The organism is Micromonospora sp. WMMD737 (assembly GCF_049179055.1).
GTDB classification, from domain to species: Bacteria; Actinomycetota; Actinomycetes; order Mycobacteriales; family Micromonosporaceae; genus Micromonospora; species Micromonospora reichwaldensis.
The window spans coordinates 6600353-6626146 of sequence record NZ_JBMHMH010000001.1; the positions used below are offsets into that span (position 1 = coordinate 6600353).

The 25794-nt window shown below is 74.6% G+C and carries 21 protein-coding genes and 2 pseudogenes; 13 read left to right on the forward strand and 10 right to left on the reverse strand.

Annotated elements, in window-relative coordinates; translation table 11 throughout:
• Positions 1 to 33: 33 nt before the first annotated feature.
• The gene (locus ACN27A_RS29295) at positions 34 to 1140 is read right to left on the reverse strand and encodes a sulfite oxidase (RefSeq protein ID WP_421457766.1); all 1107 of its coding nucleotides are present in this window, start codon (positions 1138 to 1140) and stop codon (positions 34 to 36) included.
• Between the two features lie 206 nt (positions 1141 to 1346).
• On the opposite strand from ACN27A_RS29295, the gene ACN27A_RS29300 reads away from it, so the two are divergent.
• Positions 1347 to 2087, forward strand: coding sequence for a murein hydrolase activator EnvC family protein (locus ACN27A_RS29300; protein ID WP_421457767.1), 741 nt, complete (start codon positions 1347 to 1349; stop codon positions 2085 to 2087).
• Here ACN27A_RS29300 and ACN27A_RS29305 read toward each other — a convergent pair.
• Positions 1975 to 3156 carry an aminotransferase class V-fold PLP-dependent enzyme gene (locus ACN27A_RS29305; protein ID WP_421457768.1) on the reverse strand — a complete coding sequence of 394 codons (1182 nt, stop codon included), beginning with the start codon at positions 3154 to 3156 and terminating at the stop codon, positions 1975 to 1977. The two genes, ACN27A_RS29300 and ACN27A_RS29305, sit on opposite strands and share 113 nt — an antisense overlap.
• A gap of 131 nt (positions 3157 to 3287) precedes the next feature.
• Between ACN27A_RS29305 and ACN27A_RS29310 the strand changes: the two genes are divergently transcribed.
• Positions 3288 to 3872 carry a GNAT family N-acetyltransferase gene (locus ACN27A_RS29310; RefSeq protein ID WP_421457769.1) on the forward strand — a complete coding sequence of 195 codons (585 nt, stop codon included), beginning with the start codon at positions 3288 to 3290 and terminating at the stop codon, positions 3870 to 3872.
• A gap of 208 nt (positions 3873 to 4080) precedes the next feature.
• Here the strand turns inward: ACN27A_RS29310 and ACN27A_RS29315 are convergent.
• Both ACN27A_RS29315 and ACN27A_RS29320 read right to left on the reverse strand, forming a co-directional pair.
• Positions 4081 to 4581: pseudogene (locus ACN27A_RS29315) on the reverse strand (tyrosine-type recombinase/integrase); the annotation flags it as partial.
• 222 nt (positions 4582 to 4803) lie between these two features.
• Positions 4804 to 5169: pseudogene (locus ACN27A_RS29320) on the reverse strand (site-specific integrase); the annotation flags it as partial.
• A gap of 618 nt (positions 5170 to 5787) precedes the next feature.
• Between ACN27A_RS29320 and ACN27A_RS29325 the strand changes: the two are divergent.
• On the forward strand, positions 5788 to 6123 hold the full coding sequence (locus tag ACN27A_RS29325) for a hypothetical protein (protein WP_421457770.1): 336 nt from the start codon (positions 5788 to 5790) through the stop codon (positions 6121 to 6123).
• A gap of 26 nt (positions 6124 to 6149) precedes the next feature.
• Here the strand turns inward: ACN27A_RS29325 and ACN27A_RS29330 are convergent, their stop codons facing one another.
• Genes ACN27A_RS29330 through ACN27A_RS29340 form a run of 3 tightly spaced genes read right to left on the reverse strand, consistent with a single transcriptional unit; the run spans position 6150 to position 9287 of the window.
• Positions 6150 to 7358, reverse strand: a complete 1209-nt coding sequence (locus ACN27A_RS29330; RefSeq protein ID WP_421457771.1) for a DNA-processing protein DprA — start codon at positions 7356 to 7358, stop codon at positions 6150 to 6152.
• Positions 7355 to 8875, reverse strand: a complete 1521-nt coding sequence (locus tag ACN27A_RS29335) for a YifB family Mg chelatase-like AAA ATPase (protein WP_421457772.1) — start codon at positions 8873 to 8875, stop codon at positions 7355 to 7357. The genes ACN27A_RS29330 and ACN27A_RS29335 overlap by 4 nt, the downstream gene beginning before the upstream one ends.
• 52 nt (positions 8876 to 8927) lie before the next feature.
• The gene (locus ACN27A_RS29340) at positions 8928 to 9287 is read right to left on the reverse strand and encodes a YraN family protein (RefSeq protein WP_121396090.1); all 360 of its coding nucleotides are present in this window, start codon (positions 9285 to 9287) and stop codon (positions 8928 to 8930) included.
• Between the two features lie 294 nt (positions 9288 to 9581).
• Here ACN27A_RS29340 and ACN27A_RS29345 point away from each other — a divergent pair, with 294 nt between their 5' ends.
• From ACN27A_RS29345 to ACN27A_RS29380, 8 genes are all read left to right on the forward strand, one after another.
• Complete coding sequence (locus ACN27A_RS29345; protein WP_421457773.1) at positions 9582 to 10868, forward strand: hypothetical protein; 1287 nt, start codon at positions 9582 to 9584, stop codon at positions 10866 to 10868.
• Positions 10869 to 11177: 309 nt separating this feature from the next.
• Positions 11178 to 12047, forward strand: a complete 870-nt coding sequence (gene rpsB, locus ACN27A_RS29350; protein ID WP_421457774.1) for a 30S ribosomal protein S2 — start codon at positions 11178 to 11180, stop codon at positions 12045 to 12047.
• A 135-nt stretch (positions 12048 to 12182) separates the two neighbouring features.
• Positions 12183 to 13013: a translation elongation factor Ts gene (gene tsf, locus ACN27A_RS29355; RefSeq protein WP_311410935.1), complete on the forward strand. Its 831-nt coding sequence runs from the start codon at positions 12183 to 12185 to the stop codon at positions 13011 to 13013.
• A 160-nt stretch (positions 13014 to 13173) separates the two neighbouring features.
• The gene (pyrH, locus tag ACN27A_RS29360; RefSeq protein WP_357579658.1) at positions 13174 to 13941 is read left to right on the forward strand and encodes a UMP kinase; all 768 of its coding nucleotides are present in this window, start codon (positions 13174 to 13176) and stop codon (positions 13939 to 13941) included.
• Between the two features lie 75 nt (positions 13942 to 14016).
• Positions 14017 to 14574 (forward strand): ribosome recycling factor, encoded by a 558-nt coding sequence (gene frr, locus ACN27A_RS29365; protein ID WP_089001534.1) that lies wholly within the window; start codon positions 14017 to 14019, stop codon positions 14572 to 14574.
• A gap of 294 nt (positions 14575 to 14868) precedes the next feature.
• Complete coding sequence (locus tag ACN27A_RS29370) at positions 14869 to 16071, forward strand: phosphatidate cytidylyltransferase (RefSeq protein WP_421457775.1); 1203 nt, start codon at positions 14869 to 14871, stop codon at positions 16069 to 16071.
• 104 nt (positions 16072 to 16175) lie between these two features.
• Complete coding sequence (gene rlmN / locus ACN27A_RS29375; RefSeq protein WP_421457776.1) at positions 16176 to 17327, forward strand: 23S rRNA (adenine(2503)-C(2))-methyltransferase RlmN; 1152 nt, start codon at positions 16176 to 16178, stop codon at positions 17325 to 17327.
• Positions 17328 to 17358: 31 nt separating this feature from the next.
• Positions 17359 to 18741, forward strand: coding sequence for a DivIVA domain-containing protein (locus tag ACN27A_RS29380; protein ID WP_421457777.1), 1383 nt, complete (start codon positions 17359 to 17361; stop codon positions 18739 to 18741).
• A gap of 100 nt (positions 18742 to 18841) precedes the next feature.
• Here the strand turns inward: ACN27A_RS29380 and ACN27A_RS29385 are convergent, their stop codons facing one another.
• Complete coding sequence (locus ACN27A_RS29385) at positions 18842 to 19063, reverse strand: DUF2631 domain-containing protein (protein ID WP_121396083.1); 222 nt, start codon at positions 19061 to 19063, stop codon at positions 18842 to 18844.
• A gap of 318 nt (positions 19064 to 19381) precedes the next feature.
• Here ACN27A_RS29385 and ACN27A_RS29390 point away from each other — a divergent pair, with 318 nt between their 5' ends.
• Positions 19382 to 20944 (forward strand): Rieske 2Fe-2S domain-containing protein, encoded by a 1563-nt coding sequence (locus ACN27A_RS29390; protein ID WP_421457778.1) that lies wholly within the window; start codon positions 19382 to 19384, stop codon positions 20942 to 20944.
• A gap of 132 nt (positions 20945 to 21076) precedes the next feature.
• On the opposite strand, the gene ACN27A_RS29395 is transcribed toward ACN27A_RS29390, so the two are convergent.
• Positions 21077 to 22669, reverse strand: coding sequence for a phytoene desaturase family protein (locus tag ACN27A_RS29395; protein WP_421457779.1), 1593 nt, complete (start codon positions 22667 to 22669; stop codon positions 21077 to 21079).
• Between the two features lie 11 nt (positions 22670 to 22680).
• The gene (locus tag ACN27A_RS29400; RefSeq protein WP_421457780.1) at positions 22681 to 23466 is read right to left on the reverse strand and encodes a TetR/AcrR family transcriptional regulator; all 786 of its coding nucleotides are present in this window, start codon (positions 23464 to 23466) and stop codon (positions 22681 to 22683) included.
• Positions 23467 to 23567: 101 nt separating this feature from the next.
• Here ACN27A_RS29400 and ACN27A_RS29405 point away from each other — a divergent pair, with 101 nt between their 5' ends.
• Complete coding sequence (locus ACN27A_RS29405; protein ID WP_421457781.1) at positions 23568 to 25751, forward strand: MMPL family transporter; 2184 nt, start codon at positions 23568 to 23570, stop codon at positions 25749 to 25751.
• The last annotated feature ends 43 nt before the right edge of the window (positions 25752 to 25794 follow it).

Below are 25794 nucleotides of genomic sequence, written 5' to 3' on the forward strand. Positions count from 1 at the left end.
GGCCGTCACCCCGCTGCTCCCCGGCAGCCCGGATCACCCCGCCGGCACCACGACCTCGACCCGCTGGACGAGGTTGTTCGCGAAGCCGCCCCGGTTCCACGGCTGCTCGACCGGCTGGCTGCGCCCGGAGGCGTCGGTGGCGCGGGCCCCGAGGACGTGCCGCCCCGGCTCCGCCGCCCACTCGTAGCGCCACCGGCGCCAGGCGAACTCCCCGCCGACCTGCTCGTCCAGGATGGCCGGTCGCCAACTGGCCCCGCCGTCGGTGGTCACCTCCACCGAGACGACCGGGGCGTGGCCGGACCAGGCGCGACCGTCCAGCGTGCACGGACCGGGCCGCAGCACGCGGGTGCGGGACATGAAGTCGGGGAAGCCGGGCGGCCGGACCAGCGCCCGCGGCTCGATCCGGGTCACCGGCACCCCGGGATCGTCCGCGTCCCGCCGCAGCCGGTAGGCGACCGCGTTCTGGTAGCCGTCGAACGCCTCGGTGCGTACGTCGATCGCGCGCAGCCACTTGACGTGCGCCATGCCGTACCAGCCGGGCACGATCAGCCGCAACGGGGCACCGTGCTGCGGCAGCAGCGGAGCGCCGTTCATCTCGTACGCCAGCAGCACCTCCTCGCGCAGCGCGTCGGCGGCCGGCAGCGCCCGCTGGTAGTCCTGCTCGACGCCGCGTTCCACGCCGTGGTCGGCGCCCGTGAAGACCACGTCCACGGCGTCGGCGGCGATCCCCGCCTCGCGCAGCAGCGGCGCCAGCGGGGTGCCGGTCCACTCCGCGTTGCCGACCGCCTCGACCAGCCACGGCTGGCTCACCGGCCGGGGGTGCAGCAGGGCGCGCCCGTTGCCGGCGCACTCCAACGTGACCCGGCGGGTGACCCGGGGCCGCCCGCGCAGCGCCGCGAGGTCGAGGGTCAGCGGCCGGTCCACCGCGCCGGCCACCGTCAGCGCGTGCGCGTCCGGGTCGAGGTCCGGGATGTCGTAGTGGATGAGCAGGTAGTGCAGGCCGGCCGGGGTCACGTCGTAGCGCAGCGCCTCCAGCGGGATGCCGTGGTTGCGGGCGGCGAGCTGCAACTCCTCGACGGTGATGCCCTCGCCGGGTTCCGCCACGCGGGAGGGCCCGCTGGCATCGTGCACAGTGGTCATCGAGGACCTCCCCGGCCGGACGGCGGCGGCTCCGCCGTGCGCCCGTCCCAGCCTAGGGCCTCGCCGGCGCTGCCGGGCACGCCCAGGAACCAGCGCGCCTAGCAGACCGCCCGGCCCTTTGGGGGGCCGTCCACAGGAGGACAGCCGTCCACAGGCAGGGGTGCCGGGGGTGGCGGGGACGGGCGGGTGCCGCGCAGGCTGCGCCCATGCGACCTGCCGCCCGTACCGCCGTCGCGCTCTGCGCGGCCCTGCTGTCCCTCGGACCCGCCGCGCCCGCCGCCCGGCCGGTCCCGGCGCCGGAGCGACCGCTCGTCCCGGCGGCGCCGCCCGGGTTCGCACCGCCCGGGTTCGCGCCGGCCGTGGTCATGACGGCTGTGGTCGCACCGTCCGGGGTCGCGCCGGCCGGGGCCGTGCGGTTCCGGTGGCCACTCGACGGCGTCCCGCGCCCGGTGCGCCGGTTCGACCCGCCGCCCCGGCCGTGGCTGCCCGGGCACCGGGGCGTCGACCTGGCCGCCGCGCCGGGCGCGACCGTGCGGGCCGCCGGCGCCGGCACGGTGCTCTTCGCCGGTCTGGTCGCCGGCCGTCCCGTCGTCACCGTGGGGCACGCCGACGGGCTGCGGACCACCCACGAGCCGGTGTCGCCGGCGGTCCGGCCCGGCGAGACCCTGGCGGCCAGGGCGCCGCTGGGCACCCTCCTCGCCGGCCACCCGGGCTGCCCCGCTCCCGCCTGCCTGCACTGGGGGCTGCGGCGCGGCGCCGACTACCTGGATCCGCTGGCCCTGCTCGGCCTGGGACCCGTGCGGCTGCTGCCGCTCGACGGGGACGACCGGGCCCTCAGCGCTGGGCGAGCAGCGGGGGCAGCCGCACCGCGAGCCGCTCGTACTCGTCGGGGGTGTTGTAGACCTGGGCACAGAGCCGCAGCCAGCCGCGTCCGTTCCAGGCCATGACGGCGACCTCGGTGCCGAGCCGCTCGGCGATCCGTTCCCGCAGCGCCCGCGCCGCGTCGAGCGTGGCGCCCAGGCCCGCCGGCAGCGGGACGATCCGCATGGCGACCCCCGGCCCGCCGGGGTCCGGCAGGTCGACGGGGGCCACCCCGAGCGCGTCCTCCAGCAGCCGCTGGCCGTACGCCGCCAGCGCGGCGTTGTGCCCGCGCACCCGGTCCACGCCGAGGCTGCGCAGCGTGAACAGGCCCACCGGCGCGGCCAGCCAGCCCGTGTAGTCCTGCGTCGCCGCCCACTCGACGCGGCCGGGGAACCCGGACTCCTGCTCCCAGGAGACGACCAGCGGCTCGATCCGTTCCCGCCACGGCGGGGCGACCGCCAGCACGGCCGTGCCGCGTGGCGCGTACGCCCACTTGTGCAGGTTGCCCACCCAAAAGTCGGCGCCGACGTCGCGCACCGGCGCCGGAAGCATGCCCGGGGCGTGTGCGGCGTCGACGAGGACCGGTATCCCGTGCTCCCGGGCCACGCCGACGATCGCGGCGACGGGGAAGAGCCGGGCGGTGGCCGAGGTGAGCTGGTCCACGACGAGCAGCCGGGTCCGGCCGGGGCGCAGCCCGGCGCGGACGATCTGGACGATCTCCTCGCCCGAGGCGGCCAACGGGACGGGCAGGGTCCGCTCGACCGCCCCCGTACGCCGGCACTCCCGGGCGATGGCGAGGCCGACCGCGCCGTACCCGTGGTCGGTGGTGAGCACCTCGTCGCCCGGACGCAGGCCGAGCGACTGGAGCACCACCGCCACGCCGGTGGTGGCGTTCGGGACGAGGGCGGTGCCGTCCGGGTCGGCGCCCAGGAAGCCGGCCAGGTGCCGGCGGGTGTGGGCGATCCGGTCGACCAGGCCCTGCGTGAAGAAGCGCAGCGGATTGGCCTCCATCTCGTCGCGCAGCCGCTGCTGGGCCCGCTGCACGGCGATCGGTACCGCGCCGAACGAACCGTGGTTCAGGTGGCTGACCGCCGGGTCGAGCGAGAAGAGCAGGCGGGCTGCCGCGATCGGCTCGGGCGGCTGCGGGAGGCTCACTTGATGATCGTAGCGACCGGTCGATCCATCGCCGCCGTTCCGCCGGTACGGTCCGTCGGGCGCCCACCCGGGACGCGGTTCCCTCGAGCCCGTGCCGGTCGACCGTCCTCGATCCCGGAGAATCGCTGGTCATGGACGTCGAACTGCGCTGGCCGACCGCCGCCGACCGGCAGCTGCGCGCCGAGGTGCACCGGGTGCTGCACGCCGTGGCCGAGCGGGGCGGCGCGATCGGGTACGCGGTCCCGCCCGGCCGCGCCGAGACCGAGGCCTGGCTGGACGGGGTGCTCGGTCTCGTCGGGGCCGGCGACGCCGCGCTGGTCCTCGCCGTGCTCGACGACCGGGTGGTGGGCACCGGGTCGTGGCGGCGCGGTCCGAAGCCGATCTTCACCCACTACGCCGACCTGGAGAAGATCACCGCACACCCCGCCGCCCGGGGCCGCGGCATCGGTCGGCTCGTCACCGGCGCGCTCATCGACGACGCCCGCAAGGCCGGCGTCGAGACCCTCGCGCTGGGGGTGCGCGGCAACAACCACGGTGCCATCGAGCTGTACGAGCGCCTCGGCTTCCGTGAGTGGGGGCGGCTGCCGAACGTCATCGAGGTGGGCGACGAACGCTACGACGACGTGCGGATGTGCCTGGACCTCGGGCGCGAGCCGCACGTCGTGCTCCGGGGCTCAGCCCCCGACGGGCCGGGCTCGTCGCCGCGCCGGACCTGAGCACCCGCCCCTGCCTGCCGGCAGCCCGGGCCCGGCTGCCGCTCCCGGGCCGCTCGGATCCTGGCTGCTCGGGTCCAGGCCCGGCTGCTCGGGTCCAGACCGCTCGCGTCCGACCTGGCTGCTCAAGTCCGGGCCGCTCGCGTCCGGGCCCGGCTGCGCGGGACCTGGTCCAGGCCGCTTGGGTCCGGGTGGCCTGCGGCGGCGGGACTCAGGCGCGTGGGTGGGCCTGGCGGTAGGCGGCGCGGAGCCGCTCCACGGACACGTGGGTGTAGATCTGGGTGCTCGCCAGGGACGAGTGCCCCAGCAGTTCCTGCACCGCCCGCAGGTCGGCGCCGCCCTCCAGCAGGTGGGTGGCCGCCGAGTGGCGCAGCCCGTGCGGGCTGATCGGAGGCAGGCCGGCGGCCTCCGCGTACCCGCCGACGATCCGCCGTGCCGTCGTCGGGTTGAGCCGTCCGCCGCGGGCGCCGAGCAGCAGCGCGTCGCGGGAGTGCGGCGCGGCCAGCGCCGGCCGGCCGTGGCGCAGCCACTCGTCGAGCGCCCGCTGCGCCGGCACCCCGTACGGCACGGCCCGTTCCCGGCCACCCTTGCCGAACACCCGCACGACCCGTCGCGCGTGGTCGACGTCGGCGACGTCGAGGCCGCACGCCTCGCTGATCCGCACCCCCGTGCCGTAGAGCAGCTCCAACAGCGCCCGGTCCCGCAGCAGTACCGCCTCGGCGACGTGGTCAGCCGCAGGGGAGGGACCCGACGACTCTGGCGACGCCGGCCCGGACCCGTCGTCGGAGGGCGACGCCGGGCGGGCGCCCTTCTGGTCGGGTGATGCTGGCCGGGAGCCCTCACCGTCGGGCGACGCCGGGCGGGCGCCCTTCCCGTCGGGTGACGGCGGTCCTGAGCCGCCCTCGGCGGGGGGTGGCGGCCCGGCCCGGCCCGGCGCTTCGACCAGGGCGGCCGCCTGGTCGGCACGCAGCACGGTCGGCAGGTCCCGGTGGGCGCGCGGGCTGGACAGGGCGCCGGCCACGTCGGCGGGGAGCAGCCCGCAGCGGTGGGCCCACGCGCTGAACGTCCGCGCCGAGGCCGCCCGGCGGGCGAGCGACGTCCGCGCGGCCCCCATCGTCCGCTGCTTGGCCAGCCAGCTGCGTAGCACGGCGAGGTCCAGCTCCGGCAGTTCGGCGCAGCCCATCCGGTGGGCGTGGTCCAACAGCGACACCACGTCACCGACGTACGCCCGGACGGTGTGGGCGGACCGGTTGCGCACGGCGGCAAGGTATCCGGCGAAGTCGTCCACCGCCTCGCGCATCGCCGGTGGGAGCGCCTCGTGGGTCGCCCGGGTGCCGTTCGCCTCCCGGCTCACCGCGGTCCCCTCGCCGCCACCCGCCGGCTGTCCGGTGTGCCTCGCGTACGCGTCCCTGCCACGCCGGGCCGAGGTGCGGGCGCCGCCTGGCCGGGCCGCACGGGAGGCCGCACCCCTCGGTCCACCTGGGTGCGGGTCGAGGCCGTGGTGGCGATGGGCGGCGGATCCTCGGGCGGCACGGGACCAGCCTACGGTCGCCCGACGCCACCGGCAGGCCACCGGGCCGAGCAGGGCACTGGCCGCCCGACGCCACCTCGCCGGACGGCGCACCTGGCCGCCGGACACCGGCTGGGCTCCGGGGCCGGGCAGCGCATGGCTGCCGGCCACCGGCAGACCACCGGGCCGGGCAGCGCACCGGGCTGCCGGCCACCGGCTGGGCACCGGGCCGACCGGGCGGCGAGGCGGTGACCGGCCGTGCCGGCTCGCGGGTGCTTCAGGCGCGGACGCGCGGCCCAGGTGGTGGATTGCGTCGGCCGGTGCGCGCAGACTTGTCGTACCAACGGGTGTGGGCCCTGGCCGTGGTCGCCGTGCGACGGGACCAGGCTCGACGAAGGGGGACCGGGCATGGGGGTGGACGTCGTCCTCTACCGGGCGGTCGGGGTGGGCTCCGACCGGCGTCGCCTCGTGCCGGCCGAGGTGCTGCCCGATCCCGACGACGTGCTGCTGAACCTCGTCCGGCGCGTCCGTGGCAGCGGGCGTACCCCTCTGCTCGACCGGGTGGATCCGGTCGGCGAGCTGGTGGTCCCTGCCGGCCAGGCGCCGCAGCTCCTCGCCGAGGTGCGCTGCCTCGCCGAGGTGTCCCGGTCGACGCCGGAGCTGACGCACGTGCGCCGGCTGGACCGGTTGGCGCGGCGCTGCCGGCAGGACCGCGCGATGGAGATCCGCTTCGAGGGTGACTGACGGCGGCTCCTCGTCCGTCCGGCGGATCACGGTCCCTCCGGCGTCGCCGGTCGTCCGGCGGACGCGTTCCCGGCTGGCGGGGGCGCGAGGGCGTACCCGTCGTCGCGGCGGAGCACCAGGGCCAGTTCCTCGAGCATCGACAGTTTCCGCAGCGCGGTACGGACGGGCACCCCGGCCCGCGCGGCGAGGACGTCGACGCCCACCGTGCCCCGGCGGGGCAACGCCTCGACGACGGCCCGCGCGTCGTCGTCGAGCAGATCGACCGGGCGCTGCGCGCCGCGCGGCACGGGGGCCAGCTCCCCGATCCGTCCGACCTCCTCCAGCACCTGCGCGACGCCGGTCACCAGCCGGGCCTTCGGATATTCCCGCAGCGTCTCGTGCGCGCCGACGGACATCGCCGACGTGACCGGGCCGGGCACCACCATGCTGGGCCTGCCCAGGGCGAGCGCCCGGTGGGTGGTCTGGGTGGCGCCGCTGCGGGCGGCCGCCTCCACCAGCACCGTGCCGAGGGTGCCCGCCGCGATCACCCGGTTGCGGATGAGGAACCGGGGCCGGAGCGGATCGGCTCCCGGCATCCACTCGCTGACCAGCAGCCCGGTGTCGGCGATCCGGTCGAACAACGCCGCGTTGCCCATCGGGTACGGGCGGTCCACGCCGCAGGCGAGCACCGCCACGGTCAGGCCACCGGCGTTGAGCGCGCCCCGGTGGGCCGCGGCGTCGATGCCGAAGGCTCCGCCGGAGACGACTGTCCAGTCCCGGTCGGCCAGTCCGTAGCCGAGCTCCGTGGCGACGTGCGTGCCGTACCCGGTGGCGGCGCGGGCGCCGACGACCGCGACGGAGCGGTCGAACGCCTCTGCGAGCGGCCACGAGCCGCGGACCCAGAAGCAGAGCGGCGGGGCGGTCTCGATGTCCACCCGTCGGTAGGCGCCGGGCAGCCGGAGCCGGCGCAGGTCGCCGACCCGGACGGGCCACTCGTCGTCGCCGGGGACGACGAGCCGGGCGCCGAGGCGGTCCGTGCGGGCCAGCGCCTCGGCCGCGACGGCCCGGGCGTCGCCGGCCGCGCAACGGGCCGCCACGGTGTTGCGTAGCGTCTCCTCCGGCGCGCCCCCGTCGAGCAGGAGGTCGAGCGTCGCCACCGGGCCGAGCCGGTCGACCAGCCGGTGCACCGACCAGGTGCCGGGCTCGGCGAGCCAGGTGAGCGCCACCCTGGCCAGGGTCTCCTCGTCGGTGCTCACGTCGCGTCCCCCGTCCTCAGTTGGATGGCCTCCCGGACGTCCTCCCGGTCGGGGCGGTCCCGACCGTCCAGGTCCGCGATCGTCCAGGCCAGGCGGATGATCCGGTCGAAGCCGCGGGCCGACAGCGACCCGGCGTCCAGCCGGACCCGCAGCTCGGCCGTGTCCGGCCCGGGCAACCGCCAGGGCGGTCGGCGCAGGTACGGGCCGGGTATCTCGGCGTTGAGCCGGTGACCGAGCACCGCCCAGCGGGTGGCCGCCGCCTGCCGGGCCACCGCCACCCGCGCGGCGACGGTGGCGGAGGGTTCGCTGTCGACGGTGGCCTGCATGAGCTCGGCCGCGCGGACGGGTGGCAGCTTCACCTGCACGTCGATCCGGTCCAGCAACGGCCCGGAGAGCCGGCTGAGGTAGCGCCGCCGGGCCTGCGGCGGGCACTCGCAGTACGCGTCCCCGGCCGGCTTGGCGCACGGGCACGGGTTGGCCGCCAGCACCAGCTGCGTACGGGCCGGGTACTCGGCGCCGCCCCGGCTGCGGACCAGCCGGACCCGGCCGTTCTCCAGCGGTTGGCGCAGCGCCTCCAGCGCGCCCCGGCTGAACTCGGGCGCCTCGTCGAGGAAGAGCACGCCCCGGTGGGCGAGCGAGATCGCGCCGGGGCGGGCCAGTCCGGAACCGCCGCCGACCAGCGACGGCACCGTCGCCGTGTGGTGCGGTGCCTGGAACGGCGGGCGGCGCAGCAACCGGCCGCCCGGTGGCAGCAGCCCGGCGATCGAGTGCAGCGCGGTGACCTCCAGCGCGGCCTCGTCGTCCAGCTCGGGCAGGATCGACGGGAGGCGCTCGGCGAGCATGGTCTTGCCGGCTCCCGGCGGCCCGACCAGCGCCAGGTGGTGCCCGCCCGCCGCGGCGACCTCCAGTGCCCGCCGGCCCAGCCCTTGCCCGGCGACCTCGGCCAGGTCGGGCCCGCCGCCGGCCGGCGACGGGCCGTCCGGCTCCGGCTCGATCAGGGGCGAGCCGTCGCGGACGAAGCTGACCAGCCGGTGCAGCGTGTCGACCGCCCGAACCCGGACCCCGGGGACGACCGCCGCCTCGGCGGCGTTGCCGGCCGGGACGATCACCTTCCCGACGCCCGCCCGGGCGGCCGCGGCGACCATCGGCAGCACACCACGCACCGGGCGGACCGTGCCGTCGAGGCCCAGCTCGCCCAGGACCACCACGTGTTCCAGGGGCAGCAGCGGCAGCTCGCCGGAGCCGCCCAGCAGGGCCGCCGCGATCGCCAGGTCGAACGCGGAGCCGAACTTCGGCAGGTCGGCCGGCAGCAGATTGAGGGTGATCCGCCGGTTGGGCCACCGCTGACCGGAGTTGACCACGGCCGCGCGGACCCGGTCCCGGGCCTCGTGCAGGGCGGTGTCCGGCAGCCCCGAGATGACCACCGCCGGCAGGCCGGCGGCCAGGTCGGCCTCGACCTCCACGAGGTGCCCGGTGACGCCCACCAGGCCCACGCAGAGCACCTTCGCGTAGCTCACGACGCCACCCGCCGTCGCTCGACGCCACACCCGGTCCGGTCGGGTCCGCCCATCAGAACGCCCCCTTGAGGTGCTCGACCCGGGCGGCGCCCGCGCCGGTCAGGCGTACGGAGACGACGTCGAAGCGCACCTCGTCGGCGGTGGTGCCGGTGTCGGCGAGCCACCGGGCGGCGAGCCCGCGCAGCCGCCGCGCCTTGGCCGGTACGACCGCCTCCGCAGGCGGCCCGAACTCGTCGGTGCGGCGGGTCTTCACCTCGCAGAAGGCGAGCACCGGCCCGTCCCAGGCGATGATGTCGATCTCCCCGGCCGGGCAGCGCCAGTTCCGGGCCACCGGGCGCAGTCCCGCCCCGATCAGGTGCCGGACGGCGCACCGCTCCCCGTACGCGCCGACCGCCTGGTTCCGCTTCGTCATGTCCGGCACGGTGCACCCGGCGGGCGGGCAACCGCCGCCCCGTGCCCCGCAAACTGTGGACGACGGGTGCACTGTGGACGAACGGACGATCATGCCCTCGTCGTGCTATGCGGCCCGCCTCGGTGGACCGCCGCCACGGGCCACGCGGTGCGGCGCTGAGCTGGGCCGACCCGCCCGCCGCCTGCCCGCCCGCCGCCGTCCCCGACCAGTGGCGCGGGTGACCGGTGCTCCCGGTGGCGCGGATGTCCCGGGGGCGAATGGCGCCCGTGGAGCCGGTCGCATACCGTGCCGGACGTGGACGGACGACGGAACTTTGTCGAAGATCAGGAGTCGCGCTGGTATCCGGCCGACCGCGACCGTGACCGCGAGAGCGGCTACGGGGAGGCGGACTGGCGCGGTCCGGCCGAGAGCCGGTACCGGGACGACGACCTGAACGCCCCCGAGCAGCGCCGGTCCGCCGAGGACGGCCGCTACGGCGACTCCACGGGGACCCGACGCGGCGAGCCAGGACGCTTCGGCACGTCGGCGGAGCCCGACTCCGGGCGCTTCGCGGCCGTCGAGCCCGACTCGGGCCGGTTCGGCGCCGTCGAGCCCGACTCGGGGCGCTTCGCGGCGGTCGACTCCGACCGGGGCCGCTTCGGCGGGTCGGAGGACTCGGGCCGGTTCGCGGCCACGGGACGGGAGGACCCGGGCCGGTTCGCCGTGCCGGGACCGGAGGATTCCGGCCGGTTCGCCGTCACCGGCCCCGAGGACTCCGGCCGGTTCGCCGCCACGGGATCGGAGCCCGGGAGGTTCGGCGAGGCCGATTCGGGGCGCTTCGCGGCGGTGCCGCCGCTCGGGGACGCCCGGTCGGAGACCGAGGGATACCGGGCGAGCCGCTCGCGCCGGGCCGAGGTGGACCCGGACGTCTCCGGGGAACTGCCCGCCGACCGCCCGGGCCGGCGCGCCGCCCGGGAGTCGAGGGAGGCCCGCGACGCGCTGTCGACGTCGGGCGTCGACGCGCTGGGCGGGGCGGGACCCGTCGAGCGGACCGTGGAGCCGGCCCGCCCGGCCCCGCTGGGCGGCTACCCGATCGTCGCGCCCGGTCGGGTGGCGGAGGCCGCGAGCCCGGCGGAGACGCCGGTCGACGGGCCCGCCCGGCCGGTCGAGCCCCCGCACCCGCTGGAGATGCCGACCGGGCCGATGCCGCCGATCGCGCCCCGCGGCGACCTCGCGCCGGGGGAGCTGCCGGCGTACCCGCCGGTGGTCGCCCCGCACCCGGGAACGCCGGCGGGCGACGGGGTCTACCGGACGCGGCGGCCGGCGCTGGCCGCGCTCTTCACCCTGCTGGTCCTGGTGTTCGAGGTGCCCGCGATGCGGGTGCTGCTCAGCGGCGTGACCGGCGACCCGGTCTCGGCGGCCGACGTCGTGGTGGGGATCTTCCTGGTCTGCGGCCTGCCGATCTTCGCGATCGGCCTGTACGGGCTGCGCACCGGCGGGCTGTCGCTCGCGGAGGGGAGCCGGGGCTGGCTGCGTCCGCCGACGGCGTACCTGACCGTGGGCCTGGTGCTCTTCGTCGCCGCCGCGCTCGCGGTCCGCTGACCCTCGACCGTCAGGACCGCCCCGCCTGACGGCCGGCCCCGGCCGGGGCGGGCGCGCCGAGTGCCGGAAATGGGCGTTCCGACCCCTTCCCCGCACCCGAGGCATCGGGGGCGGGGAAGGGGCGTACACTGGTCGACTGGCGACCGCCTCGCGCGGTCGACCTCGCGCGCCCTCTCCACGAGTCGTCGTGGGGCGACGGCCTCCCTGGTCCCGATCTTGGTCGGGCCCGCCATGGCCGCCGACCGGGCGCCAGGACGCTCGGCCGCCTGGCCGGGCGGGACAACCAGGGACCACGAGGAGTACCCCACCATGGCCGTCGTGACCATGCGTCAGCTGCTGGAGAGCGGTGTCCACTTCGGGCACCAGACCCGGCGCTGGAACCCGAAGATGAAGCGCTTCATCTTCACCGAGCGCAACGGTATCTACATCATCGACCTGCGCCAGACCCTCGACTACATCGAGAAGGCCTACTCGTTCGTGCGCGGGACCGTCGCCGAGGGTGGCAGCATCCTCTTCGTCGGCACCAAGAAGCAGGCCCAGGAGGCCATCGCCGAGCAGGCGACCCGGGTCGGTCAGCCCTACGTCAACCACCGCTGGCTCGGCGGCATGCTGACCAACTTCCAGACGGTCTACAAGCGGCTCCAGCGGATGAAGGAGCTGGAGGCCCTGGGTGACCTGAGCGGCACCGCCGCCGGGTACACCAAGAAGGAGACCCTGCAGCTCTCCCGCGAGAAGATCAAGCTGACCCGCACGCTCGGCGGTCTGCGGGACATGCAGAAGCTCCCGGCCGCGATCTGGGTGGTCGACACCAAGAAGGAGCACATCGCCGTCGACGAGGCCCGCAAGCTGGGCATCCCGGTCATTGCGGTGCTCGACACCAACTGCGACCCGGACGAGGTCGACTTCCCGATCCCGGGCAACGACGACGCGATCCGCTCGGCCGAGCTGCTGACCAAGGTCGTGGCCGCCGCCGTCGCCGACGGCCTGATCGCCCGTTCCGGCCGTCGTCGCGGCAGCGACGAGAAGCCGGAGCCGGGCGTCGCCTCCGACGAGCCGCTGGCCGAGTGGGAGCGCGAGCTGCTCGAGGAGCCGAAGAAGGCCGACGAGCAGGCCGAGCAGGCCCCGCAGGCCGAGCAGGCCCAGCCGGTCGAGCAGCCGGCGACCGCCGCCGCGGAGTGACCGCACCGCCGCCTCCCCGCCGCCCGCTCTCCCGGGCGGCGGGGAGCGGCGGGTACACCGGGCACGTCGCGCCCGGATCCGGGTAACCGGCACCAGGACCAACCCACCCGCAGTCTCAACACCGAAGAGAGAGCCATGTCCAACTTCACCGCCGCGGACGTCAAGAAGCTCCGCGACCTCACCGGCGCCGGCATGATGGACTGCAAGAAGGCGCTGACCGAGGCCGAGGGCGACTTCGACAAGGCCGTCGAGATCCTGCGCGTCAAGGGCGCCAAGGACGTCGGCAAGCGGGCTGGCCGTACGGCCGCCAACGGTCTGATCGCCCACTCCGGCAAGGCGCTGCTCGAGCTCAACTGCGAGACCGACTTCGTCGCCAAGACCGACGCGTTCATCGAGCTGGCCCAGCAGCTGGTGGAGCACGGCGAGCGCAGCGGCGTCGGCACCGCCGAGGAGCTGCTCGCCACCGAGCTGGACGGCAAGACCGTCGCCGACCTGGTGCAGGAGCAGTCCGCCAAGATCGGCGAGAAGCTCGTCCTGAACCGCTTCGCCAAGCTCGACGGCACCACCGCCGTCTACCTGCACCGCAAGAGCCAGGACCTGCCCCCGGCGGTCGGCGTGCTGGTGCAGTACACCAGCACGGCCGGCGACGAGGCGTCCGACTCGGACGCCCGGGGCGTGGCGATGCAGATCGCCGCGATGCGGCCGAAGTACCTCACCCGGGACGAGGTGCCGGCCGACGTCGTCGACTCCGAGCGGCGCATCGCCGAGCAGACCGCCCGCGAGGAGAACAAGCCCGAGGCGGCCCTGCCGAAGATCGTCGAGGGTCGGGTGAACGCGTTCTTCAAGGACTACGTCCTGCTCGAGCAGGCGTCGGTCGCCGACAACAAGAAGTCGGTGAAGCAGCTGCTGGCCGATGCCGGCATCGAGGTCACCCGCTTCGTGCGGTTCGAGGTCGGCCAGGCCTGAGCCGCCCCGGGCGCTCCGCGCCCCGCGGGCAGGGAAACGTCGACGAGGAGGCCGCCGGTGTACGTGACAGGCACCGCGGCCTCCTCGTCACATAGGGTCGGCTACGGCAGTTTCGCGGTACGCGGCGTACGGGACGTGCGCATGGGGAAGGGCGGGGCGGATGACGCAGGTTGTGAGTGACCGGAGTCTGGCGGCGGACGATCCGACGGCGCCACCCCCCGGTCGGGCCCGCCGGGTGGTGCTGAAGCTCTCCGGTGAGGTGTTCGGCGGTGGCGCGATCGGGGTGGACCCGGACGTCGTGCAGGCCATCGCCCGGCAGATCGCCACCGTGGTCCGCCGCGGCGTGCAGGTCTCGGTGGTGGTCGGCGGCGGCAACTTCTTCCGGGGCGCGGAGTTGCAGAAGCGCGGCATGGACCGGGCCCGGGCCGACTACATGGGCATGCTCGGCACCGTGATGAACTGCCTCGCGTTGCAGGACTTCCTGGAGAAGGAGGGCATCGAGACGCGCGTGCAGAGCGCGATCACGATGGCCCAGGTCGCCGAGCCGTACATCCCGCTGCGCGCCATCCGGCACCTGGAGAAGGGCCGCGTGGTCATCTTCGGCGCGGGCGCGGGCATGCCGTACTTCTCCACCGACACCGTGGCCGCCCAGCGGGCCCTCGAGATCCGCGCCGACGTGGTGCTGATGAGCAAGAACGGCGTGGACGGCGTCTACACCGCCGACCCGCGGATCGACCCGACCGCCAGCAAGTTCGACGCGATCACCTTCTCCGAGGTGCTGCGGCGCAACCTGCGGGTCGCCGACGCCGCCGCGTTCAGCCTGTGCATGGAGAACGGCCTGCCGATGCTGGTCTTCGGCGCGCAGGGCGACGACACCATCATCCGGGCCGTGGGCGGCGACAAGATCGGCACCCTGATCACCGCCTGAGCGGCCCGACCCGACCTCAGCGGTCCCTCCGACACGACAAGCCCACGACGAGCACAGAAGGAGGCGAGGAGACCGGTGATCGACGACACCCTCCTCGAGGCCGAGGAGAAGATGGAGCGTGCGATCGAGCACGCCAAGGAGGAGTTCGGCGCGATCCGCACCGGTCGCGCCAACGCCGCCATGTTCTCCAAGATCATCATCGACTACTACGGCAGCCCCACGCCGCTGCCCCAGATGGCGTCCATCGGGGTCCCCGAGCCGCGCATGGTGATCATCAAGCCGTACGACAACTCGCAGATCAACGCCATGGAGAAGGCGATCCGCGACTCCGACCTCGGCGCCAACCCGAACAACGAGGGCAACCAGCTCCGCATCCTGCTCCCGCAGATGACCGAGGAGCGCCGCCGAGAGATGATCAAGGTCGCCCGGCACAAGGGTGAGGAGGCCAAGGTGGCCATCCGCAACATCCGCCGCAAGGGCAAGGAGGAGCTGGACCGGCTCGTCAAGGACGGCGAGGTCGGCGAGGACGACGGCCGCCGCGCCGAGAAGGAACTCGACGACCTGACCCAGCGCTTCGTCGCCGCCGTCGACGACCTGGTCAAGCACAAGGAGAACGAGCTTCTCGAGGTGTGAACCGCGCGCCGGCACTCCGCCGGCGACGACGACGTCGTGGCACCGGCGCTCCACCGCCCGATCTCTGGCGGCGGGCCCGGTGCCACCGTCGTCGGCGGGCCGGCACGGGGCCGGTCGGACGTGAGGGATCGGCGGGTGCAGTAGGCTCGGCAGGATTCCCGGCACCCTGCGGTGAACGGTGGGAATCGGCCGGCCGTCGGGCGGGTCAACCGGACGGAACAGTCGCGCGGGTAGGGGAATGGTTGTGGTTGTGCGTCATCTGGTGGATCTCGTACCGGTCCCGCTCGGTGCGTGATGTCCCACCTCGATCCCCACGGCAGCGCCGAGCCCCGCGGCTGGGACCGCCCCGACGCGCCCGCTCCCGCCCCGGTGCCCGCCCTCCCCTGGCCGGAGCCCGAGATCGATCCGGGCCGGTGGGACCGCCGTCCCGCAGCGCTCCCCGACGCGTACGCCGAAGTGCCGGCCCGCTCCCGCCCGCACGCCGACGTGGCGGCGGCCGGTGAACCGGCGGCGATGAACGGCCACCGCGACCGTCCCGACGACTCCGAGTACCCGACCGCCCAGCTCGAACCGGTCCGGGACGTCGCGCCGGAGCCGGAGCCCGCGCGGTCCCCGGGCCGCCGGCAGCGCGGTCGGCGACGGGCCGGCGCCGACCGGCCCCCGACCCAGCAGCCCGTCCCGAGCCGGGCCGGGCGCAACCTGCCGGCGGCCATCGCCGTCGGCGTGGGCCTCGGCGCCCTGATCGTGGTGCCGCTGTTCTTCTACCGGACCGCCTTCCTGGTGGTGGTGGCCGCGGCGGTCGCCATCGGCATGTGGGAGATGGCCCGGGCGGTACGCCGCAGCGGCGCGCACCCGCCGCTGGTGCCGCTGATCGCCGGCGGGGTGCTCACCATCGGGCTGGCCTGGTTCTCCGGCCCCGACGCGCTCAGCCTCGGCCTGCTGGTGACCGTGCTGGGCACCATGGTCTGGCGGCTCGGCGACGGGCCGGGCGGCTTCCAGCGTGACCTGACCGCGGCCGCCCTCATCGCCGTGTACGTGCCGTTCCTCGGCGGCTTCGCCGCGCTCCTGGCGGCGGTGCCCGAGGACGGCGACCTGCGGGTGCTGGTGACGCTGGCCGCGGTGGTCCTCTCCGACACGGGCGGGTACGCGGCCGGCGTCAGCTTCGGCAAGCATCCGATGGCCCCCTCGATCAGCCCGAAGAAGTCCTGGGAGGGCTTCGCCGGCTCGGTCACCGCCGCGGCGCTGGGCAGTGCCCTGCTGCTCTGGCTGCTCCTCGACGTTGCCCCGTGGTGGGGCGCGCTCTTCGGGGTGGCGGTCTCCGGCGCCGCCGTCCTCGGTGACCTCGCCGAGTCCATGATCAAGCGGGATCTCGGGGTGAAGGACATGAGCAACCTGCTCCCCGGGCACGGCGGCCTGATGGACCGGTTGGACTCGATCCTCTTCGCGCTGCCGACCGCGTACCTGCTCCTGGCGGTCTTCGTCCCGGTGCTGGAGTGAGGCGTGAATCACCCGTCGTCAGTGGTCCCGCCCAGGCGGCGGGGGGCGATTCGGCACCTCCGGACAGGTGTGTCGGCCGTCCGGCGTGACAGACTGGACGCGCCATGACGAGCTTGCCCCTGATCCCCGCAGACCCCGACGCCCCCGGGCGGCGGCCCGCGATGCCTCCCCGCCACCTCGCCGATCTCGACCTCGCCGGCCGCCGAGCCCTGGTCGCCGAGCTGGGGGAGCCGGCGTTCCGCGCCAAGCAGGTCTCCACCCACTACTTCGGTCGGCTGGTGCGCGACCCGGAGCAGATGACCGACCTGCCGGCCGCCACCCGGGAGAAGCTCGCCGACCAGCTCCTGCCCCGGCTGCTCACCCCGGTCCGCGAGCTGGCCTGCGACGACGGCGCGACCCGCAAGGCGCTCTGGCGGCTGCACGACGGCTCGCTGGTGGAGAGCGTGCTGATGGGTTACCCGGACCGCGTCACCGTCTGCATCTCCAGCCAGGCCGGCTGCGGCATGGCCTGCCCGTTCTGCGCCACCGGGCAGGCGGGGCTGACCCGCAACCTCTCCACCGCCGAGATCGTCGACCAGGCGGTCTACCTGGCCGGGGTGGCCGCCTCCGGGGCGGTGGCGGGTTCGCCGCCGCGCCTGTCGCACGTGGTCTTCATGGGCATGGGCGAGCCGCTGGCCAACTACTCCCGGGTGGTCGCGGCGATCCGCCGGCTGGTCGCCCCGGCGCCCGAGGGGCTCGGGCTGTCGCAGCGCCACATCACGGTCTCCACGGTGGGCCTGGTCCCGGCCATCCGCCGACTGGCCAGCGAAGACCTCTCGGTGACCCTTGCGTTGTCGCTGCACGCCCCCGATGATGAGCTGCGCGACGAACTCGTGCCGGTCAACCAGCGCTGGAAGGTGTCCGAGGTGCTGGACGCGGCGTGGGACTACGCGGCCCGCACGGGGCGTCGGGTGTCGATCGAGTACGCCATGATCAGAGACGTGAACGACCAGCCGTGGAGAGCCGATCTGCTCGGGCGGCTGCTGGCCGGGAAGCTGACCCACGTGAACCTCATCCCCCTCAACCCGACTCCGGGCAGCCGTTGGGACGCCAGCCCGAAGCCGGTCGAGCGGGAGTTCGTCCGGCGGCTGCGCGAGGCCGGGGTGTCGACGACCGTGCGGGACACCCGGGGTCGCGAGATCGACGGAGCGTGCGGGCAGCTCGCCGCCGCCGAGGACATTGACACCGACACCGACCGGGCCGGGGAGAAGGCGTGACCGGGCGTAGCGAACGAGACCAGGAGACATAGTGGCGAGTCAGGGTCAGCGTTTCCGGCGTAAGGCGCTCCGCCGGGGATACAAGGTCGACGAGGTCGACGCCTTCCTGGACCGGGTCGAGGCGACGCTCGACGGCCGTCCGGTGGGCGCCCCCGTCGCCTCCCAGGAGGTCCACGACGTCGTCTTCCGGGTCCGCTTCAACGGCTACGACGAGTGGCAGGTCGACCTGCACCTCGACCGGGTCGAGCGGCAGCTGGCCGAGCTGGAGGAGCGCGGTGGCGCCGGCGGCCGCGGCGGCGACCCCCGCGACGCCGACCGCCTGGGCCCGCCCGACCGCCTGGGTGCCCCCGATCGGATGGGTCCGCCCGACCGGATGGGTCCGCCCGACCGCATGGGCCCCCCGGTGCGCGACGACCGCGGCATGTCGCCGGTTCCGCAGCCGATGCCGCCCCGGCCGATGCCGGCACAGGCCGGTCCGCCCGGCGACCGCTACGGCCGCTACGACGAGCCCACCGGAGCCTTCGCCGGTGGTTACGACGCCCCGCGGGGCGGCTACGAACCGCCGCGCGGCCCCGGCGGCCCCGGCGGTCCCGGCCCGATGGGACCGGGCGCCCCGATGGGCCACGGCGCTCCGCCACCGCGCGGCCTGCCCGCCGGCCCCAGCGGCTACGGCGACGGTCCCGGCAACTACGGCGACCGTCCCGGCAACTACGGTGACGGCCCCGGCGGTGGCTACGGTGACGGCCCGGGCAACTACGGTGACGGCCCCGGCGGTGGCTACGGCGACGGCCCCGGCAAGTACGGCGACGGTCCGGGCGGTGGCTACGGCGACGGTCCGGGCGGCTACGGCGACCGCCCCGGCGGTGGCTACGGCGACGGTCCCGGTGGCTACGGGGACGAGCCGCGTTTCGACGGGTTCGAGGCCGGTCGGCGCGCTCGCGCCGACATGACCGCCGAGATCCGGATGCCCGAGCGGGATCTGCGTGACCTGCGGGGCCGGGGCCCGGCCGGGCCGCCTCCTCCGCAGCCGCAGCCGGGCTTCGGCGGCCCACCGCACGCCGGTCCGCCGGTCGGTGGTCCGCCGGTGGGTGGCCCACCCGTTGCCGGCCCACCCGTCGGTGGCCCGCCGCCGATGGTCGGCCCGCCGATGGCCGGACCGCCCGGCAGCGACCTCTACCGCGTCGACCAGATCCGTCGCAGCTTCCAGGTGCGTCGGTTCGGCAGCGGGTACGACCCCGACCAGGTCGACCGGTTCTTCGACACGCTGCTGGGCGGCATGCAGGGGCGCAACCCGATGCCGGTGAACCCGAAGGAGCTGGACACGCTGCGCTTCGGGTTGGTGCCCGGCGGCTACTTCGAGGCCGAGGTCGACGCCGCGCTCAAGGACGTGCAGGACATCCTGTTCGGCCGCTGATCCGCGTACGGCGAGGGCCCGCTCCCCGGTCGGGGGCGGGCCCTCGTGCGTGTGGCCTCCGGCGCGCGGACCGGTGCGACGCCGGCTGACGCGGGTGCGGTCAGGACCGCAGGCCGTTGCGCCGCAGCACGGTGTCGCCGATGACGATGAGCAGCAGCAGCACGGCCAGGCCGATCAGCCAGATGTTCTCGACCCTGCCCTCGTGGTTGCCGCAGAGCATCGCCAGCAGGGCCAGCGCGGAGACCACCGCGCCGATCCGCCCGGACTTGCGGTGCCCGGGCTTGTGCTGGTCTGGCGACGTTACCGGCTCGCTTCCTGCCACTGTCGGTCCTTCCCTCGCGATCGGATCTCCGGTTAGTCTGGCACGCCTCGTGCCGGGCCCGGCGCTGGGTCCGACTGATGGGGCGGACCGCACGATCCGCACGGGCGCGGCGGGCGTGGGCCCGGGGCACGTACGAGGGCAGGCAGGGGCTTCGGCACGGTGCCCGGCAGCGGGCGGGTGGCGGTCGCCGGCGTCGGGACCAAGGGCCCGGCTCCACCCGGGCGCATCGGCACTACCGGCGTCGCGGGTAGGTCGCCAGACTCCCTCCGGTAGCGTTTCTGGCGTACACCTTGTTTGTCGTTTTGAGGGGGAACTGCGGTGCGAGTGACCGGTACGGGGCACGCCAGCATGCGGATCGACACGGCCGCGGGCAGCATCCTGTGCGACCCGTGGGTCAATCCGGCCTATTTCGCCTCATGGTTCCCGTTTCCGGACAACTCCCTGCTCGACTGGGAGGCCCTCGGCGACGTCGACTACCTCTACGTGTCGCACCTGCACCGGGACCACTTCGACGCGGCGCACCTGAAGCGCTTCGTGTCGAAGGACGCCACCGTGCTGCTGCCCGCGTTCCCCACCTCCGAGATGGAGGACGAGCTGCGGGAGCTGGGCTTCACCAAGTTCCTGAAGGCGCCGAACGAGCAGGTCGTGGAGCTGGACGGCGGCCTGAAGATCATGATCCAGGCGCTGACCAGCCCGACCGACGGCCCGATCGGCGACTCCTCGCTCTGGGTGGAGTACGACGGGGTGCGGCTGCTCAACCAGAACGACGCCCGCCCCACCGACCTGAGCGTCTTCGCCGAGCTGGGCCACGTGCACGCGCACATGCTCCAGTTCTCCGGCGCGATCTGGTACCCGATGGTCTACGAGCTGCCGCAGGCGGCGAAGACGGCGTTCGGCAAGCAGAAGCGCGACCGGCAGTTCGACCGCACCTGGCGCTACATCGACGACCTGAAGGCCGACCACGTCTTCCCGATCGCCGGCCCGCCCTGCTTCCTCGACGACGAGCTGTGGCAGTTCAACGACATCCACGGCGACGAGGGCAACATCTTCCCCGACCAGTCGGTCTTCCTGAGCGAGTACGCCAAGGTCGGCGGCACCAACGGCGTCGTGCTGCTCCCGGGCAGCGTCGCGGAGATCACCACCACCGGAGCCAGCACGACGCACCCGGTGCCAGTGGAGGAGTTCTTCGCCAACAAGGTGGCCCACCTGGAGGAGATGCGCGAGCGCAAGCGGCCGGTCATCGAGGCCGAGAAGGCGTCCTGGCGGCACCCCGAGGTGGACGTGCTCAAGGAGATGCAGCGCCGGATCGAGCCCCTGCTGGAGGAGTCGATCTACCTGGCCAAGGGGGTCGGCGGTCCGGTCCGCTTCGACCTGGTGGGCTACGACGGCGAGAGCGTCGAGTCGATCGTGGTGGACTTCCCGGGCAAGCAGGTCCGGCCGTACGCCGACGAGAAGGTCCGCTACCGGTTCCGCACCGAGCGGGCGCTGATCGAGCACCTGCTGCACATCGGCGAGGTGGACTGGGTCAACTCCCTCTTCCTCTCCTGCCGCTTCTCGGCGGCCCGGATCGGCCAGTACAACGAGTTCGTCTACGCCTTCTTCAAGTGCCTCTCCACCGAGCGTCTCCAGTACGCGGAGGGCTGGTACGACGAGCACGAGCGCTCCAGCGACGCCGAGGACATCACCCTCGGCGACTGGGTGGTGCAGCGGCGCTGCCCGCACCTGAAGGCGGACCTGACCCGGTTCGGCATCGTCGAGGGCGACCAGCTCACCTGCCAGCTGCACGGCTGGAAGTTCGACCTGGCCAGTGGCCGCTGCCTGACCAGCGTCGGCCACAAGGTCCGGGCCCACCGCGCAGACGCCACCCCCACCACCGCCTGACCCACCCTCCCGCCCTCCTGCGGGGTCGATCATGCAGTTGTGGCGGCCCGCATAACGGCGGTTACCGTCCCGTATCGGGCACCGCAACTGCATGATCGACGCTCAAGGCGGCGGGGCGGCGGGGTGGGTGGGTCAGGGGGTGAGGTCGGTGAGGATGCGGCGGGCGGCGTTGTGGCCGGCCGCGCCGATGACGCTGCCGGCCGGGTGGCAGCCGGCGCTGCCCGCGTAGACGCCGTCGACGCCTGTGGCGTACGGCATCCGGTCCGTGAACGAGACGGTGTTGTCGACGTGGTGGATGTGCCCCCCGGTGATGCCGAAGTGCGCCTCGATGCCGGGCGGCGGCAGCGGCACGGCGTCGGCGATCAGGTCACCGGTGCCGGGGGCGTACCGCTCGCAGATCGCGATCAGCCGGTCGACGTAGCCGGGCAGCGCCTCGTCCCAGGTGGTGCCGGCCAGCTCGTACGGCACCGACTGCACGAAGAGCGCCGACGAGTGGTGCCGGCCGTCGGAAAGTGACGGGTCGACGGTGGTGTGCAGGTACCACTCGATGGTCGGCTCGGCGGGCAGCCGCCCCGCTTGCACGTCCGCCCACATGGCGCGCAGCGCCGCCATCGGCGACTCGCCGCCGCCACCGGTCAGGGACTCCGAGCCGGGCAGCAGGTGGATGGTCGAGCCGAACGGGCTCGGGGAGCCCTGGGGCAGGCAGGAGAAGCGGGGCAGCCCGGTCAGCGCCAGGTTGAGCTTGAGCGTCGTGCCGGGGCGGCGGACCGCCGCCATCCGCTCGGCCAGCGGCGCCGGGAGCGCGCCGTCGGGCAGCAGGTCCATCAGGCGGTACGGGTCGCACGCGCCGAGCACCACCCGCGCGCCGATCTCCCGCCCGTCGGCGAGCACCACTCCGCTGGCCGCGCCGCCGTCCAGGGTGATCGCGCTGACCGGCGTGCCGGTGCGGATCGTCGCGCCGGCGGCCCGGGCGGCCCCGGCGAAGGTGCGCGACACGGTGCCCATCCCGCCCTCGGCGATCATCCACGTGCCGTCGGAGCCGGGCAGCCGGCACATGTTGTGCACGAGGAAGTTGTGCCCGGTGCCGGGATCGTCGGGGCCGGCGTTGAGCCCGGAGAGGCCGTCGGTGACCGCGTACATGCTCATCAGCAGCTCGGAGCGGAAGTCGAAGCGGGCCAGGTGGTCGGCGACCGAGCCGCGGACCAGGTCGACGAAGACCTGCCGCAGTGCCGGCCGGACGTACCGCTCGGCGGTCTCCTCGACGGGCAGCGGCTCGGCCAGCCATGCCGGGGCGAGGTCGTCGCGCAGCGCGGCCAGCTCGGCCTGGAGGGCGTCGTCGGCGGCCACGTCGGCGGGGGAGAAGAACTCGGCGAGCTGCGCGCGGGTGGCCGCCGTGTCGCTGCCGAAGAGCAGGTACGGCGAGCCGGGTCCGCCGGGGGTGGGCAGGAAGTAGTGCGGGTCGCGGCGCAGTACGGGGATGCGCACGTCCAGCGCGGCGAGCAGCTCCGGCGGCATCAGCCCGAGCAGGTACGACCCGGTGGAGTGGCGCAGCCCCGGCACCTTCGGGAACGGCGCCTCGGTGCGGGTGGCCCCGCCGATGACGTCCGCCGCCTCCAGCACCAGCACGTCGAGCCCGGCGCGGGCGAGCAGGATCGCGGACACCAGACCGTTGTGCCCGGCGCCGACGATCACCACGTCGGCCCGGGGCGGCAGCTCGTCACCCATGCCGGGGGAGCCTACTGCCCGCAGCCGCCGCCGGTCAGCCCTTCCACCGCCGGTCGGCCTGGGCTTGCCTGCCGTGGCGGCGGGCTGTCGTCCGGGGGCGCGGCGGGCTGCAGTTGGGCGGCAAACGTCTCCAGTTCCAGCTCGAACAGCGCCTCGGCCTCGGTGACCGCCCAGTCGAACTGGTGGAAGACCTCCATGGCGACCAGCCCGTAGAGGCGGGTCCAGCCCGAGAGGAAGGCGTACGCGACCTCGATCGGCACCTCGCCGTGGCTGAGCCGCAGCGGCTCCAGCCGCCCGTCCAGGTGCCGCCGGAGCAACTCGTCGGATGGGGCGCGGAAGGGGGAGCGGCGCCACAGGTCGAGGATCGGCTGGATGAAGACGGCGCCGAGGCGGGCGCCGGGATGGTCCGGGGTGGCGCGGCCGTCGACGAAGGCGGTCCGCCCCGGGACGGGGGCGCCGAAGATCAGCCCGAACTCGGCGGGGTGCGCCATCGACCAGGCGCGGAACGCCCGGGACATCGCCAGCAACCGCGCGACCGGCTCGTCCCCGGCGTCGTCCCGGGCCGCCTCCAGCCAGACCCGTAGCTCGTTGTAGAAATCGGCGGCGAGGGCCGCGACCAGCGCCTCCAGGCTCGGGAAGTAGCGGTAGATGGCCGGCGCCGTCATGCCCATGTCGCGGGCGATGGCCCGCAGCGAGATCGCTTCGACCCCGCCCGTCACCAGCAGCCGGCGTGCCCCGTCCTTGATCTCGGCGACGGTCGCCGTGCGCAGGCGTTCCCGCCGAGTGGGTGCGGCCATCGACAACCACCTTGACCAGAGGAAACACCGTTGCGATAGTTAACGGCGTTCACTGAAATTAGCGATGGTAGCAGCTTAGCCATCTGTGGAGGGAGAGGCGAATGTTCGCCTGGTGGGGACACATGGTGGTGCGGCTGCGCTGGGCGGTGCTGGCCGCCGCCCTGGTGCTGGTCGCTGTCGGGTCGACCTGGGGGGCGGGGGTCTTCGGGCAGCTCACCGGGGGCGGCTTCGACGACCCGGCCAGCGAGTCCAGCAGGGCCGCCGAGCGGATCGGCCGCGAGCTGGGGCCACAGGGCGCCGACCTCGTCGTGCTCTGGTCCAGCGACACGGCGTCCGTCGACCAGCCGGCCTTCCGCGACCCGGTCACGGCCACCGTCACGGGGCTGCGCGCGCGTGCCGAGATCACCAGCGTCACCACCTGGTACGACACGCAGGCCCCCGCGCTGCTCTCCACAGACCGCCGGGCCACCTACGCGCTGATCCAGCTCCGGGCCGCCGACAAGGACGACAAGACCGCCGCGTACGAGGAGCTGCGGCCGGCCCTCGACGCGTCCGGCGTACGGACCGAGGTCGGCGGCGCGACGGCTGCCCTGCACGAGTCGAACACCCAGACCACCAAGGACATCACCCGCGCGGAACTGCTCTCCATGCCGGTGCTGCTGGTGCTGCTCGTGCTGATCTTCGGCGGGCTGGTGGCCGCGTCCACGCCCCTGCTGATCGGCGGGCTGGCCATCCTCGGCGCGTTCGTCACCGTCCGGCTGGTCACCCTGGTCACCGACGTGTCGGTCTTCGCCATCAACGTCATCACCCTGATCGGCCTGGGCATGGCGGTCGACTACTCCCTCTTCGTGGTCAGCCGGTTCCGCGAGGAGTTGGCGGCCGGCCACGACACCCCCGCCGCGATCCGGCGCACCATGCTCACGGCCGGGCGTACGGTGCTGGTCTCCGGGCTCACCATCGCGCTCGCCATGGCCAGCCTGCTGATCTTCCCCCAGGCGTTCCTGCGCTCGATGGGCCTCGGCGGGATCGCCGCCGTGCTGGTCGCCATGCTGGCGGCGCTGACCGTGCTGCCGGCCCTGCTCGCGGTGCTCGGCCGCCGGATCGACGCTCTGCGCGTACCGCTGCCGTGGCGGCGTGGGGCGCGCGGCGGGCGGCCGACGGCGGGGGAGACGGGCGGCGCCTGGGCCCGCATCGCGCATAGCGTGATGCGCCGCCCGGTGCGCTACCTGGTCGGGGTGACCGTGCTGCTCGCGATGCTGGCCGCGCCGTTCCTGGGGGTCTCCTTCGGCGGGTTCGACGACCGGGTGCTGCCGCCGGACGCCGAGCCTCGGGTGGTCTCCGAGCGGGTCGCCGCGGAGTTCGCCGGCGGCACGATCTCGCCGATCGACGTGCTGGTCTCCGGGGCGTCTCCGGAGCAGGCGCAGCCCTTCGCCGACCGGGTGGCCGCCGTGCCCGGCGTGACCGGGGTGCAGGTGGCGGCCAACCGGGGCACGTCGACGCTGCTGACCGTCACCTACCCGGGGGAGCCGGCCGGCGACACGGCGCAGGACGTGGTCCGGGCGCTGCGCGACCTGCCCGCGCCGGACGGCGCCGAGGTGCTCGTCGGCGGCCGGCCCGCCGTCGACCTCGACCTGATCGACGGCCTCGGCGACCGGCTGCCCTGGATGGCCCTGCTGATGGCCGCCGCGACCCTGGTGCTGCTGTTCCTCGCCTTCGGCTCGCTGGTGCTGCCGGTCAAGGCGGTGCTGATGAACCTGGTGTCGATCGGCGCGTCGTTCGGGGTGGTGGTCTGGATCTTCCAGGACGGTCACTTCGCCGACCTGCTCGGCTTCACCCCGACCGGGTTCATCGAGCCCAGCAACCCGATCCTCATGCTCGCCGTGCTCTTCGGGCTGGCCACCGACTACGAGGTGTTCCTGCTCTCCCGGGTGCGCGAGGAGTGGGACCGCACGGGCGACAACACCGCCTCGGTGGCGGCCGGGCTCCAGCACACCGGGCGGATCATCACCGCCGCCGCGCTCCTGCTGATCATCGTGGTGGCGGGCTTCGCCACCGGCGAGATGGCGTACATCAAGCTCATCGGGATCGGCATGATCGTGGCGATCGTGGTGGACGCGACGCTGGTGCGGGCGCTGCTGGTGCCGGCCACGATGCGGCTGCTCGGCCACTGGAACTGGTGGGCCCCCGCCCCGCTCGCCCGCTTCCACCGCCGCTTCGGCCTGCACGAGTCCGCCGAGCCCCGGCCTGCGGACCCGGAGACCCGTCACCCCGCGTTCACCAAATAGAGGCTTCCATCGATGCCCCGTCGGCCCTAGCGTCGACGGGGCA